Genomic DNA, 14,614 nt, shown 5'->3' with positions numbered 1-14,614 from the left:
GTCTCCTGGGAGGAATCATGTCCCTTCGCATCATTGTTTGTATCAAATCGGTCCTTAAGGCCTCCCACCTCGGAGGGCCCCAGCGCGCCGTGGGCAACAGCGAGCTCAATCCATTCGACCGTCCGGCCCTGGAGGCGGCCATCCGCCTCAAGGACACGATGAACGCATCGGTGATCGCGCTGTCCATGGGGCCCGAGGTCAGTGCCGAGGCCCTGGCCGAAGCCCAGGCCATGGGGGCCGATGAGGCCGTGCTGGTCAGCGATCGGGCCCTGGCGGGGTCGGACACTCTGGTCACCGCCAAGGTGCTGGCCCAAGCGGTGCAAAAAATCGGGGCTTTTGATTTTATTTTCTTCGGCACCCGCACCGCTGATAGCGACACCGGACAGGTCGGACCTCAGACCGCCAGTCTGCTGGACCTGCCTTTTTTGGGCGGCGTCAAAAAGATGGAATTGCAGGGTGGTGGCTGGGAGGTTCACAGGGCCGTCGATACCTGGGAGGAGGTCTGGCAGGTTCAGACTCCGGCGGCGCTTGCCATGGATCCCCGGGCTTTTATTCCCAGACCCGTGAGCCTGGTGGGCCTGTCCCAGGTTTATGATCAGCCCAAGCCGCGGCAATGGAACGTGGCTGATTTGGGCCTGACGGCTGAACAAGTGGGGCTGACCGGCTCACCCACCCGCGTGGCCGACCTGAAAAAAATACCCCATGACCGCAGCTGTAGAATTATTGAAGGCAACCCTCGGGAGCAGGCGGAAGCGTTGCTTGAGATGCTTACCCTTGCAGGTAAAATCGGATCATGAAGTCTAATTACATATGGGTTTGCGGCGATTTGCGCACCAAGCGCCTCTGGCGGGATAGTCTCAAGGTGTTGGCCAAGGCGCTGCCCCTGGCCCAGGAGGCGGGAGCCCCGGTGGCCATGGTTTTAATGGGCGCCCCGGACCCCGATGGCTTACAGAACCAGGATATGGACCTTGCCGAATGCGTCCCCATGGCCCAAGCCGCCCAACAGGCGGCAGCAGGTGGCGCTCATGAAGTTTTCTGCTTGGCGCATTCGCGGCTCGGCGTCCCGCGCAGCGATATTTTCGCCCGCGTTTTGGCGGATTTTGTTCAGGCCCGTAAACCCTGGGTGGTGCTGTTCAGCCTCAACGACTTTGGCCGCGAGATTGCCGCTTTCGGCGCCCAGCGCTGTCAGGCCGGGCTCATCGCGGATTGCGAGGAGCTCTTCCTGAAAGACGGCCAGGTGGCTGGCCGTTGTCCCGCCTGGGGAGGGGAGATTTTAGCCGATATCACCCTGGCCCCGGGGTGGCCCCTGGCCTTTGCCACGGTCCGGCCGCAGGGGGCCCCCGAAGCGGCCCAGACCGAGCCCAAAACAGAGGCGCCCATTGGGTGGATCGAACCGGAGCATGTGGAGCCTTCCCAGGGGCTGCAATTGAAGCGGCGCACCAGGGAGCCCCGGCAAACCAGGCGTCTTGAAGATGCCGAAACCGTGGTGGTGGGCGGCGCCGGCCTCGGCGACATCAGGGGATTCGGGCGAGTTCGTGATCTGGCCGCCGCCTTGGGCGCCGAGGTGGGGGCCACGCGTCCGCCGGTGCTGCACCACTGGGTGGAGGAAGGGCGGCTCATCGGCCAGACCGGTAAAACCGTGCGGCCCAAGCTTTTGATTACAGTGGGCACCTCTGGAGCCGTGCAATACACGGCCGGCATAATGGAGGCCGACACCATCGTGGCCATCAACCGCGATGCCGCGGCCCCTATTTTCAACTTGGCGGATATTGGCATCGTGGCGGATGCTGAAACTTTTTTACCCGCGTTGACCCAGAAAGCCAAGCAGGTGGTTCTGCGCCGCCTGGCCGATTCAGCCGGCACCATCGGTGGGGAGGAGGACATGTCCCCCAGCGGGTTCGGCGCGATCGTGGCTCAGTTCCGCGCCGCCCGCAATTGGACCCAAAGCGAGTTGGCGGGAAAAACCGGCCAGGACCCCGATTTCATCGCTCAGGTCGAGGAAGAGCGCCTATCGCCGCCGGTTGCCTTTATCCTCAGCATGGCCAAGGTCATGGAGGTGGACCCGGGCACTTTCCTCAACAGCGAGGAGCAGGCCGCCATCACCGATCGCCGCGCCAAGGCCTACCGCCAGCGCACCCAGAGCTATCATTACACCACCCTGACCCCGGAAGCCGAAAACAGTCACCTGCGCGCCTTCATGATCACCATCGAACCTCACTTGACCCACAAACCCGTGGCCTACAAGCATGAGGGTGAGGAATTCATCTTTGTGATGGAGGGGGAACTGGAGTTCACCCTGGGCTCAAAAGTGCAGCAACTCAAAGCCGGTGAGTCAATTCACTTTAATTCTGATATACCCCACAAGCTGAAGAGCCAGAGTAGTGAGCCCACTAGGTGCCTGGTGGTCCTCTATACCCTCTGATCCCAGCTGATCCGGCTAAGCCCGCAAAAATGGGACCATCTGGGCAATTCTTTCTAGCAAGCGCCATAGCACTAGTGGGTCACAGGAATTCGCCAGGAAAACCAGGAGGGGGCATTAACCCCCATGCGCCTGGCTCCCGGGTTTAATCCTATCAGCGTGGCCTGTCCTGCGGCCGGTGGCTCTCTGGGTTCTTGGCACCAGGAAGGGTTGGCTTCCGCCTAGCTCGCCACCACCACGGAGTTGTGCAAGCGAGCAATAGTCCTTTCGGCCTGCTCGGCCATGGAGGCGAGCCTCTCGGCCACGCTGGGGATGGCGTGAATCATGCCCACTCCCTGGCCGCAGGAAACGATGCCCAGGTTGGGGTCGCCTTCCTGGTACATCTTGCGGGAGCGCTCACCGGTGATGACCGGCATCAACTCCTCCAGCCCCTTGCCCTCGGCCTCCAACGCGGCGCACTGCTTGGCCGCGTCGTTGTTCAGCACCCGGTGGGTGTTCTTGATGGTGCGCATGACCAGGGCGGTGTCCAACTCGGTGGCCTTGAGAAGGTGTTGCTTGAGGTAGTCGTGGATGGGGCATTCCTGGGTGAGCAGCAAGGCGGTCCCGATGATGGCCGCCTCGGCGCCCAGGGCGAGGATGGCGGCCAGGCCGCGGCCGTCGGAGACCCCGCCTCCGCCGATAACCGGAGTGTCCACGGCGTCCACCACCGTGGGCACCAGGACCAGGGTGCCAATATCCAGCACGCCGGTGGCCCCGCCGTTTTCATAGCCAACCACGGTTATGAAATCAGCCCCCATGCTCTGGGCCTTGAGGGCGTAGCGCACTCCCACGCATTTGTGGATCCAGGTGAGGTTGCCGTCCTTGAAGCCTTGCGACAGCTCGGTGGGGGCGGCATGGCCCGAGGTCTCGACGACCTTGACGCCCTTTTCCAGGATGATTTCCAAAAACTCCTGGTTGTTCACCGGCCTGATCGTGGGGAAAAGGTTGAGATTCACCGCAAAGGGCTTGTCGGTCTTGGCCTGGATGGTGTCTATGGCCTGGGCGAATCCCTCTTTGGTGTCAAACATGGCCGAGGCCAAGATGCCCAGCCCGCCGGCCTCGGAGATGGCGGCCACGAACTCAGGGCTGGATATCCACATCATGGTGCCACCGATTATGGGGTAGCGTATCCCTAGCTTTTCAGTCGCGCGGGTTTTCAGCATTGCTATCCTCCCGTATGCGCATTGATACGATTGATGATCATTATGTATGGGAGTCAACTAGATCAGTTGTTGAAAGGTCATGGTGTCCTGAATCTTTTTTACCGCCTCTTTCATCAAGGGCAATATTTCGTCCATCATCTTTTCTCGGTTGGTCTTGATTATATTGGACACAAGATTGAAGGCGGCGATGGTGGTGCCGTTGGGGGTTACCACGGGAAGGGCAAGGGCGATCAACCCCTCGTCGAGCCATTGTTCCGACAGGCAGTAGCCGTCTTTTCTGACCTTTTCAAAGGATGCCAACAGCTCTTCCCTGCTGGTGATCGTAAAGTCGGTATATCTTTCCCTGGTCGAGTTGTGGAAATAAGCTTCCAGGTCTTCTTTGCCCAAGGCCGACAGAAGCACGTGTCCAGTGCTGGTGGCATGCGCGGGCAGCCTGGCCCCTACTTCCAGGGTAACGGTGAGAATCCGTTTGGCGGCGAACCTGACCACATAAACCACGTCCTGGCCGTCGAGAACCGCGATGGAGGTGGCGTTCTTGGTCTTTTGGCTCAGCTCGTACAAGATGTCCTGGGCGTTATGGAAAAACGGCAAGGACGAGAGATAGGAGAATCCCAGGTTTAGCAGGGCCGGGGTCAACCGAAATACATTGTGCGCCTTTTTGGCGTAGCCCAATTGTTCCAGAGTGACCATGATTCTTCTGACCGTGGCCCGGTGCATGCCGGACTTGACCGCCAGCTCGCTCAGGGTCATCTCTGGGTTTTGGCCGTTAAAAAGAGTTATGATCTTGATGCCATTGGCCAGGGTGCTGAGAAACTCCCTGCTCTCGTTGCCTTTGGATATGGAAACCATGCCGCTCTTTTGTCGCAAAGGTTATAGATTCAAGACTATGCCTTGGGCCCCAGGATAAGGCGCTGGGGGTCCACCTGGGTCCGCAAGATAGTCAGCTCTTGTTCGGTTGGCTCCACGGTCGGTTGGGCCCTGGTTATATCCAGCTCAAACCCGGTGGCCTCGGCGATCTTTTCCGGGGTGGTGAACTTGTAGTATTCGGCAACGTACATTTTTTTGCTTATATCATCGAACTTCATCACCCCCAAGTTGGTGACCACCGCGATGGGCCCGCCTCTTTTGAAGCCGGCTTTTTCTCTGGAGTCGCCGCCATTGAGCCAGCCCGGAGCGGTAAGGTAATCCACCTTTTTCACGAACCGCCTGACTTCGTGTTTCATAAAAACCACATAGCCATAGGCCAGGCTGGCTGCGTCACAGGCTCCCCCGGACCCCGGAAATCTTTGCAAAGGCTGGTCATAGGTGCCCAGCATAGTCGAATTAAGATTTCCATGGCAATCGATTTGGGCGGCCCCCAGAAAGGCGATGGTCTTGAGCCTGGGATGCCCCAGCAGGCTCAGGGCATCGGCCAGCCCGCTATTGACCGAAGTGCCGGTCATAACCCGGGAGTCCGCCACGCCCAGGGGTAGTTCATCCAGGGAGGGATCAATCCCGCCGGTTTCGAAAAAGACCGTGGAGCGAGGCGCGTGTATCTGCTTGGCCACGGTTGCCGCCAGCATGCTCAGGCCGGTGCCTGCAAAGAGGATGTCGCCGTCCTGCACCAATCGGCCCGCGCAAAGGGCCATTATTTCATTAGCAGTGTATTTTTGTTCCATGACAGTTCCACCTAAACTCTGGCCATGCCGGGGGCGTAACCGATGAAAGGGTTGGCTTTGATTCTGACCAGGCTGGAGCCGCCCACCTTTTCCAGATAATCCTCTTGGCTCTCAAAGGGCAAAACCCATTCGTCGAGGTATTGCTGGAAAAGATCATCGTCCCGGGCCATTTTTTTGAATAAGTTTAAATGCTCCGGATCATAATCATAAAACATGTGACAACCGGTGGGATGGGCGCCATAGGGGGTTGGAATAATGGCATCCACTAAAAATGGCGGCAGGCAGTTTTTGTCCGGCTCGCGCCGAATAATTTCCTCCGGCACAACATGCTCGCAAGAGACGAGCACATGTTTGGCCGCCTTGGCCTGCTCCAGGTCGGCAAAGGAAAGCCCTTCCAGGCGGATGGTGCCTTCATCGCCGGCATACTGGGCGTGGAGCAAGGTGACATCCGGAGTAAGCGGCGGCAGGATGACCACATCCCCGGACTCCGGATCAAGGGGGTTCTTGATTAGGGTGACCTTCTCATTGGGAACGTCGTCTTGTTCCCGGGTGGCCCGGGAAAAACCGGAGGTGTTCACCACGTCGGTTTGCAAGCCCGAGGTGGTGGCGATAAAGGGCAGGCTCATGGCCCCGGCCATGAACCGCAGGGTCATCTGGTAATTGGTGTAATCCTCCACCTCGAGGGTCTTTTCCATAAACGCCTTTTTAAAGCGTTGCCCGGTGGGGGCGAACCTGGCGACCCCGCCATAAGCCAGCTCTATGCGTTTTACGCAGCCGGCTCCGATCAACAACTCCAGGGCCTGCCCCTGGGAATGCACCACCAGATAAAGGTCCTTCTTTTTTTGGCGGACGATCTCCCGGGCCAGGCTCATGGGGTTGCGGTTGATGGTAAAGCCACCAATCGCAATCTGGTCCCCATCGTGAATGTATTTATCCACCGCTTCAGCAGTTGACATGAGCTTGTCGGTCATCGATGTATTACCTTTCTCAAGTCCAGTGGCGCTCTTGCCGCGATTAAGCTCTGCTAATTATCACTGAGAAAGCATTCATTAAACCTGCTCCCTGACAAAGAGGTTGGCCAGGACCGGCAATTTATAGCTGGCGAAAATGAGTAGAGAAACGCCTATGCCAGCCAAGACATATGCAAGCCCAAGCTCCGGGGCCAGGATGCAGATTGCGCTGGCAGCGGCCAAGACCCTGCCCACCGGCTTCAGCCTGCCGCAAAAGACCAGGTAGCCTTCAATGGCCGAGGCCAGGAGAACAACCCCGTAAATACCGCCCACAACGGTCAGCAAGACCTCAAGCACGGATCCCTTGAGAATATAGGCGGGGTCGAAAACAATGAAAAAAGGTATGCAGAACAGAATCGTACCCAGGAGAACCGCCTGCTTGGCGGTCTTGAACGGCGAGGCATTGGCCACGGAAGCGGCGGCAAAAGCCGCGATGGCCACCGGCGGAGTGATAAAGGACAAGGTTCCGCAGTAGATGATGAAAATATGGACCGCCAAGGGGTCCAGGCCGACCCTGATCAAGGCGGGAGCCAGCAGAACCGCCAAGAGAAGGTAGCAGGCCGTCACCGACAAACCGGTGCCCAGGACAAAGCTGGCCACGAACCCCATGCACACCAGGACGAAAACGTTGTTGCCCGCGATGGCGATCAGTTCGGAAGAAAGGGTCTGGGCTACCCCGGTCAACAGCAGCGAGCCGATCAGAAAACCAACCGCGCACAGGATGGCCGAGATGTTGCCGATGGTGGCCCCGGTCTTCAGAAAGATGTCACCGATTCTCTTGGGGCGCAGATAGATTTTTTCCTTGATGATGTAAAGGCCCAGAATGAAGAAGCCCGCGTAAAAAGGAGCCTGGGCCTCCTGGCGCCAAACAAACAGGACATAGATCAAGATCGCGAAGGAGATGAGATAGTACCAACCGCTTTTTAGGGTATCCAGGAACTTGGGCAGCTCCTCCCTGGGCGAACCCTTTAAGTTGTTCTTGGCCGCGAAGCCGTCCACCTGGATGAACAGTCCGATATAGAACAGCACGGACGGCAAAATGGCGGCATAGGCCACGGAAGCGTAGGAGATATCCAGCATGGAGGCCATGAGGAAAGCGGCCGCCCCCATGATAGGCGGCATCAGCACGCCTCCCGAGGAGGCGCAGGTCTCGATGGCCGCGGCATAGAAGGAAGGATATCCCGAGTTCTTCATGGCCGGAATGGTGAAGGAACCCGTGGTGACCACGTTGGTGACCACGCTGCCGCTGATGGATCCGGTGAGGGCGCTGCTGAGGATGGATACTTTGGCCGTCCCTCCCCTCACATGGCCCAGCAGGGAAAGCGACAGGTTGAGAAAAAACCTGGAAGCCCCTGATTCGGTCAGCGCCACTCCGAAGAACAAGAAGCCGATGAACAGGTTGCCCAGAACCTTGGTGGGCACGCCGACCATGCTGTCCGGACCCATTACATGGAAGCCCAGCAGGCGGGAGAAGGAAAAGGCCCTGGAAAACAAGGGGCCGGGCATATAGGAGGCAAAGAGCGGATAGAAGAAAAAGAAGATGCAGATGAAGAAGAACACGTAGCCAACACTACGCCGGCACGCCTCCAGAGCCAACAGGCTGGCGATGCCTCCCATAATGAGAGCCAGGGGGGGAGGGCTCAACTCCCAGGCGAAATTAATGATATCTTCGCCATGGATGATGAAATAGCCCATGGTTATGAGGAAGAGAATAACAGCCAGGTAGTCCAGGACCCTGAATTTCAACCCGCGGCCCAGGGGATAGTAGATAAATACCTGGGGGATGAAAAATGCCAGCACGGCATAAATGTAGCCCCAGCCCACAATGTACTGCCCCCAAAAGCCCACCCCAATGTTAAAGAGGTAGATAAAGGCAGTAAGCAGTCCTGCCGCGGCCAGAACGATGGATATGCCTCGTTCCAGGCTGGACAATTCTTCGATTTTTAACACCTGCAAACCGATTCCCCTTGTCTTTGGATTGCCTTCGCGTTCAAGCCGCAAAGCCTCTGCCTAGGCCTTTGAAACCGCGCGCAGTTAAAAACCACACCCCTTACTATCGATAACCCCCTCGCCAATATAGTTGTGGCCTGATATTGGTCATGCGGATTTAGAAAAAACGCAATACGCGGAAAGGGGCCGGCGATGGGCGGCAAGCCGTTGCGCTGCGAATGCACTGATGGTTCACGCTTAGCCACTCTCGCCAAACCTCTTTCCGCGTTTGCGTTTTCTGGCCCCTTTGCTCGCGGGGCCTTAGGCCGGGGAACCTTGGCTTGGCTGTATCAAGCAAACTTTTTTTCGCCAAACAGGGACCCGGCCCTCGCCGTCGTTGGATTTACTTGCCCTTCATCCTCTTGGCCTCTTCGGCCAGGGCGTTGGCCTGCCACTTTTCATGCTTCTCGGTCCAGAGGCCCTTTTCCTTGGCGTACTTGATGGCCCCGTCGTGGAAAGGCACGGTGATGGGCAGCTTCAGTGAAAAAGTCCTTTGCATGGTGAAAAGGGCGGTGGAGGGCAGCTTGGCGTTCTTGTAAAGATCGCGGCCTTCATCCAACGCCTTGATGATCGTGTAGATAATAGAGGGGTCCATCGAGGCATAGGTGGCCACCACATAGGGGTAGGCGGGCAGGTAGATGCCGTCTTTACCCCCTACGCCACGGGCGCCGAACTTGATGAGCTCGATGTTGGAAAGGAACGGGGCGACCTTGAGCATGCGCGCCACCGCTTGCTTGTTCTTGGGGTCAATGGGCATGAAGCGCAGGCCATAGGGAGCCGCCTCCATTTCCTTGATCAGCGGGGTCATGGGCGTGCCATGGCAGGCATCAGCGGCCCCAGACATTACCATTTTGATGGCCGAGACATAGCCCGAGGCCCTGATCAGGGTGACGTCGTCCAGGGTAAGCCCGCCATAGGCCAGAAACGCGGGCACGGTCAGGGAGAAGAGGCCCGGAGCCATGGCCACCCGCTTGCCCTTCAAGTCGGCCCAGGTTTTGATGCCGGAATCAGCCTTGACGATCAGGCCGTGGGGCAGGGTGTCGCCACCAAAGACGTTGCGGATCTTCTGGGGGCCCTGCTTGGATTTCTCGAACTCCATCAGGCCGTGGCTGGCCACATAGACGCTGGCGGCGGAGAACACGCCCACCTCGGCATTGCCGTGCTTGATGGCCAGGAAGCGGCCCACGTCGCCAGGGGCGGGCAGAGGACGGGTCTTGATGCCCGTCTCCTTGCTGATGGCCTCGCTGAAGACCATGGCCAGGAATGCACCATGCGCGCCTATGGGATAGGAGGAGATGGAAAGAAAATCAGGGACTTTGGCGGCAAAAGAATGAGGGGCGAGTAAGGAAGAAAGAATTAATACCGCTGCGAACAAGGTGATTACCTTGTGGAACTTGGTCCGCGACCATTGCTGCTTTTTCATGGTCCCTCCATGCAATTGATATGTGGGGTTAATCCACTTGTGACTGCCTCTCTCAAGGTCAGATCATTAAAGTCTGTCATCGCGCGCTTGTCTGCTTAATGTTACGCATATCGAACAATGATATGCATAGCGACCACTAGGGGGACTTTGCCACTACGGTGCCTAGGCTGTCAAGCCTTTTTGGAAAAACTAAAAAGCCATGAAAAATTGTTGTGGTAATCGCATCCCGGCCCGGAACATTGAGCTGGGCTTTAGGTGCCGCCGCGATTTGCGGAGAGAAGGACTGCGTTCAAAAAATATAAGCTTACGGGGGAGAAGATCGCCTACGCCCTCTGGTAGACCGGGCCGGCGCACCGGTGTGGATATCTGCTGCAAGATGGACGTAACCGAACAGAGTTTTTAACGCAACTACGCAAACTTCGATTAAAAATTAGGCGATGGACTTGTATTTAGCTGCCGGGCTACGGTCCTTGGATCAATTCCCAGTTGCCGAGCAATGTGAGCAGCAGACCCGGCCAAAAAGGTTCCAACTTACAAATTCTATCTTCACCCATAATGGGGATGGGTTTGGTGGCAGGCTTGCTTAGAAACTTGAAAAAATTGGCTACTCGAAAACCTAACCCTCGCCAATCCAACCTTAATGCTCACAGCCTTCAACGCCTCCGGCCATCATTCCGTAGTGAACCGACCCGAGGTTGCTGAGCCCTCAATTCTCGCCCCGCTCCAGAACTCCCCAGGGGGCCCGGCATCAGGCAGGCCCTCTTTTTTTGGCGTGGCGCGACTCAACGGTCCGCAGCCGCCTTCGCCCGCCCCTTGGAGCATCGCGTTCGCCCAAAACCATTCTGCTCGTGAAATGGTACAATCTTTAACAATAGTTACCTGCGCCTGCTCATATTCGGCGAATCGAAGACCATGAAGCACGGTCCAGTCCGACCCCCCTTGCCCCGTAAATCCTGGCGCATCCTGCGCCTGGTCATCCCGGTGGGGTTCGTGCTTTCCATCGGCCTGCTCATGGCCATCGGGGTCTACACCCTCAAGGCCAACGACGCCCTGATCCAGTCCTTCAAGCGGGGCGAGGTTCATTTCAGGTCCATAGCCACCGCGGCCACCGAGGCCAGCAGCTATGTCAAGCGGGCCGAGGGCCACCTGCTCATGTATCTGGCCCTCAACCGCGAAATAGACCGCATCAAGGTGCCCCGCCGCATGGCCTCCCTGCGCCAGCAATTGGCCATCATCGACAAGAGGAGCCATAACCCCAAGGCCCGGGAGCTGCTGGCCGGCATGACGCGGGCCGCCGACCGGGCCGACGCCCTGAGCCAGGAGATTCTAAGGCTGCACGACCAGTCCATGGCCGCCAAGCGGCTCTATCACGAGACCGATGACGCCCTGGTCCTGGGCAAATACCACGAGCAAACCTCCCTGGTGCGCAAGCTGGCGGTACAGCTGGCCTCCCTGGAGATAGACCTGCAGAACGCGACCATGCACCGGGCCATCGGCATGGCCGAATCCCTCCGGGAGGCCATGGGCGCGCTTATCGCGTTCGCCGGGCTTTTCGCTCTGGGCTCGGGGACGGTATTTTTCCTGTTCATCGTGCGGCTCAACCGGGAGATAAAGGGCCGCCTGCAATACGAACAAGAGCTGAACCAAAGCCAGGCCCGCCTGCGGGCCATTTTCGACGCCACCTCGGACTCGGCCCTCCTGCTCGCTCCGGACTGCACCATCCTCTACATCAACCACATCGGCGCCCGGCGCCGGGGCGCCCACCCCGACACCCTGGCGGGCAGCTCCTGGTGCGAGTCCCTGGAGGGCTCCGCCGCCCAGCGGCGGGAGGCCTTCCTGGCCCAGGTTTTCGCCACGGGCCAGCCCACGGACTTCGAGGAGCGCATCGGCGCGGCCTACTTCTCGGTGCGCCTGTTCCCGGTGCTGGACAGCCAGGGCCAGGTGGCCCAGGCGGCCTGCTTCTCCCGCGACATAACCAGCGGCAAGCTGGCCGAAGAGAAGCGGGAAAAGCTGGAAGCCCAGCTCAGGCAGTCCCAGAAGATGGAGGCCGTGGGCACCCTGGCCAGCGGCATAGCCCACGACTTCAACAACCTCCTGGCCGTGATCATGGGCTTCGGCGAGCTGGCCCGCGAAGACGCCAAAAATGGGCACAGCGATCCCGCCCATCTGGACCAGATACTGGAGTCAGCTGGGCGCGGTAAGGAGCTGGTGCAACGGATATTGGCCTTCAGCCGCAAGGAGGAGCCGGAGCTCAGTCCCCTGGACCTGAACGAAGTTACCCGTGCCAGCCTGGCCATGCTGCGCCGCCTGCTTCCCCAGATGATCTCCATTGAAACCGACCTGGCGCCGGAGCTGCCCCCGGTGTTGGCCGACGCCACCCAGATGGAGCAGGTGATCATGACCCTGGCCACCAACGCCAGGGACGCCATGCCCCAGGGAGGCACCTTGGGCATCAGCACGCGCCTGTCCCATGGGCAAGGCCCCCGGCGAGGTTCGTTGCATGACGCGCTGCCCAACCCCCACGTGTTGCTCACGGTGAGCGACACCGGCGCCGGCCTGTCCGAAGACGCGGAGGCGCATCTGTTCGAGCCCTTCTTCACCACCAAGGAGGTGGGCAAGGGCACCGGCCTGGGCCTGGCCGTGGCCTATGGCATCATGCGCAACCACGGGGGGACCATCGAGCTCAAGCGCCGGCCCGAAGGGGGTACCATCTGCGAGCTGCGCCTGCCCATCCATCAGGAGGTCTCCGAGCGCCCGGAACGGGAGCTGCCCATGCCCGAGGGAGCGGGCCTCAGGGGCGACGAAACCATCCTGTTGGCCGACGACGTGGCCGCGGTGCGCCAGGTGGAGGCGCAGAAGCTCGAGCGCATGGGCTACCGGGTGCTGGCCGTGTCCTCCGGCGAGGAAGCCCTGAATCTGTACCGGGAGCGCGGCAAGGAGATAGACCTGGTTATCCTGGACCTGGGTATGCCCGGCATGGGCGGCCGCAATGCCCTGAAGGCCATCCTGGGGTTGAACCCCAAGGCAAAGGTGCTCATCGCCAGCGGCTACGCCGCCGAGGCGCAGGTGCGCGAGGCCATGGAGGCGGGAGCGGTAGGCTACGCCATCAAGCCCTTCCACCTCACCGAGCTCTTGGGCAAGGTACGGTTTCTCCTGGACGGCAAGTAGACTTCGATCCACCCACGCCATTCAAGACGGTTCGTCCGAGCCGGCCCGCCCGCTCCCGCGGTTGACCGCCCCGGACTGCGCCAAATATTTCCCTCCCGGTTTTGCCTCATACTGTTTTTAGGGAATTTTTTGTTTCGGATACGGACTGGGACCAGCTCCCGAGTTGCCCCCCCTTCCCTTTACCACGCGGTTCACCAACGGAGATCACATGACCACGCCCCCGGCCTCATCCACGGCAAGCACAAGCCGGTCGGGCACCCAACCCCGATCTATCCTGAAGTTGGAGTTCGGCCAAGACCAGGCCTTTGAAAAAGACCTGCGCCAGCGGGTGGACCAGTATTTTCAGCAGGGACCCGGGCGCTCAAAAAAGGGCGATTGGAGGCTGCACCTGAAGACCGCGATCATCCTGGCCTGCTTCGCGGCCTCTTATCTGCTGCTGGTGTTCGCGGCCCAAACCCTCTGGCAGGGCCTATTCCTGGTCATCCTGCTCGGGCTGTCCACGGCCTGCATCGGGTTCAACATAGCCCACGACGCGGGGCACAAGGCTTTCTCCCAGACGCCTTGGGTGAACCGGACAATGGCCGCAACCATGGACCTGATGGGAGGCAGCTCCTACATGTGGTTTTGGAAACATGCCGTGGTTCATCACCGCTATGTAAACATCACCGGGTATGACACGGACATCGACCTGGGCGTCCTGGGGCGGCTGTCGCCCCACCAGAAGCGGCTGCCCTTTCACCGCTGGCAGCATTTCTATCTCTGGTTCGTCTACGGCTTTTTGGCCATCCAGTGGGAGTTTGTGGGCGATTTTCAAAAAATGATCATGGGAGGCGTGGGCAAGCACCGTTTTCCCCGGCCCACCACCCAAGACCTGGTGGTTTTCATCGCCGGCAAGGCCGTCTTTTTCGCCTGGGCCCTGTTGATACCCTGGATATTCCACCCCTGGTATGCGGTCCTTTTTTACTACGGCATCGGGGTGTTGGTGCTGGGTGGCTTCCTGAGCATCGTGTTCCAACTGCCCCATTGCGTGGCCGAGGCGGAGTTTCCCCTACCCCGCCGGGACACGGGGCGCATGGACAAGCCTTGGGCGGATCACCAGGCCGCCGTGACCGTGGACTATGCCCGCCGCGGCCCCATCGCCACCTGGCTGTTCGGAGGCCTGAATTTCCACAAGGAGCATCATCTGTTCCCCACCATCAGCCACATTCATTACCCCGCGATCACCGGCATCGTGGAGCAAACCTGCCGGGACCATGGTTTGGCCTTCAAGGAGCACCAGTCGTTCTGGTCAGGTATTGCGGCCCATTACCGCTGGCTGCGCGCAATGGGCCAAGCGGGCTCTTGAAATCGTGGAGGGGCCAGGTCTGAGGGGCCACTTTTGTAACGCCGGCGGGCTCAATCCACCCGGACTATCTTCACCCTCTTGCCCAGCCATTCCATGGGAAGGTAGACCCGGCCGCTCTTGCCGCTGGCCGCAACCTGCTTCTCCACGATCTCCACGCCGTATACCTCGAACTTGACTGGCTGGTAGCGGGGCTCGCGGGCCTTGGCCGCTGCCCCCTTTTCTTGCAAACTTGCCACTGGTTTTCGTCCGGGCCCCTGGGGGCCGCTTCCCTTGCCAAGATGGCGCCGCGCCTGGGGGGCGCGGCGCCTGGGTTCATCATTCTTCCTGTTTTTTGCGTTTCAGGGCCATGAGCACTCGCTCCGGGGTGATGGGCAGCTCGTCGATGGTGACCCCGGTGGCG

Annotated in this window: 11 protein-coding genes; 4 read left to right on the top strand and 7 right to left on the bottom strand. The window is 59.5% G+C overall.

What is annotated here, in order from left to right; genetic code table 11:
• Positions 1 to 17: 17 nt before the first annotated feature.
• Together KQH53_16440 and KQH53_16435 are read left to right on the top strand one after the other, a co-directional pair.
• Complete coding sequence (locus tag KQH53_16440) at positions 18 to 797, top strand: electron transfer flavoprotein subunit beta/FixA family protein (protein MCB2228271.1); 780 nt, start codon at positions 18 to 20, stop codon at positions 795 to 797.
• Positions 794 to 2,422, top strand: coding sequence for an FAD-binding protein (locus KQH53_16435; GenBank protein MCB2228270.1), 1,629 nt, complete (start codon positions 794 to 796; stop codon positions 2,420 to 2,422). The genes KQH53_16440 and KQH53_16435 overlap by 4 nt, the downstream gene beginning before the upstream one ends.
• 218 nt (positions 2,423 to 2,640) lie before the next feature.
• On the opposite strand, the gene KQH53_16430 is transcribed toward KQH53_16435, so the two are convergent.
• The 6 genes from KQH53_16430 to KQH53_16405 form a co-directional block, all read right to left on the bottom strand.
• Positions 2,641 to 3,621, bottom strand: a complete 981-nt coding sequence (locus KQH53_16430; GenBank protein ID MCB2228269.1) for a nitronate monooxygenase — start codon at positions 3,619 to 3,621, stop codon at positions 2,641 to 2,643.
• A gap of 57 nt (positions 3,622 to 3,678) precedes the next feature.
• On the bottom strand, positions 3,679 to 4,470 hold the full coding sequence (locus tag KQH53_16425; protein ID MCB2228268.1) for a helix-turn-helix domain-containing protein: 792 nt from the start codon (positions 4,468 to 4,470) through the stop codon (positions 3,679 to 3,681).
• Positions 4,471 to 4,505: 35 nt separating this feature from the next.
• A complete protein-coding gene (locus tag KQH53_16420; protein MCB2228267.1) occupies positions 4,506 to 5,279 on the bottom strand; it encodes a hypothetical protein in 774 nt (257 codons plus the stop codon).
• 11 nt (positions 5,280 to 5,290) lie between these two features.
• Complete coding sequence (locus tag KQH53_16415; GenBank protein MCB2228266.1) at positions 5,291 to 6,250, bottom strand: hypothetical protein; 960 nt, start codon at positions 6,248 to 6,250, stop codon at positions 5,291 to 5,293.
• A 78-nt stretch (positions 6,251 to 6,328) separates the two neighbouring features.
• Positions 6,329 to 8,245: a TRAP transporter fused permease subunit gene (locus KQH53_16410; GenBank protein MCB2228265.1), complete on the bottom strand. Its 1,917-nt coding sequence runs from the start codon at positions 8,243 to 8,245 to the stop codon at positions 6,329 to 6,331.
• A 376-nt stretch (positions 8,246 to 8,621) separates the two neighbouring features.
• Positions 8,622 to 9,701: a TAXI family TRAP transporter solute-binding subunit gene (locus KQH53_16405; protein MCB2228264.1), complete on the bottom strand. Its 1,080-nt coding sequence runs from the start codon at positions 9,699 to 9,701 to the stop codon at positions 8,622 to 8,624.
• A gap of 939 nt (positions 9,702 to 10,640) precedes the next feature.
• Between KQH53_16405 and KQH53_16400 the strand changes: the two genes are divergently transcribed.
• Positions 10,641 to 12,869, top strand: a complete 2,229-nt coding sequence (locus KQH53_16400) for a response regulator (protein ID MCB2228263.1) — start codon at positions 10,641 to 10,643, stop codon at positions 12,867 to 12,869.
• A gap of 208 nt (positions 12,870 to 13,077) precedes the next feature.
• Positions 13,078 to 14,214 carry an acyl-CoA desaturase gene (locus KQH53_16395; GenBank protein MCB2228262.1) on the top strand — a complete coding sequence of 379 codons (1,137 nt, stop codon included), beginning with the start codon at positions 13,078 to 13,080 and terminating at the stop codon, positions 14,212 to 14,214.
• A 50-nt stretch (positions 14,215 to 14,264) separates the two neighbouring features.
• On the opposite strand, the gene KQH53_16390 is transcribed toward KQH53_16395, so the two are convergent.
• On the bottom strand, positions 14,265 to 14,441 hold the full coding sequence (locus KQH53_16390) for a DUF2080 family transposase-associated protein (protein MCB2228261.1): 177 nt from the start codon (positions 14,439 to 14,441) through the stop codon (positions 14,265 to 14,267).
• Positions 14,442 to 14,614: the final 173 nt, after the last annotated feature.

The organism is Desulfarculaceae bacterium (genome assembly GCA_020444545.1).
GTDB lineage: Bacteria > Desulfobacterota > Desulfarculia > Desulfarculales > Desulfarculaceae > Desulfoferula.
Note: the sequence above shows the minus strand (reverse complement) of the source record. Positions and strands in the feature narration are given on the sequence as shown.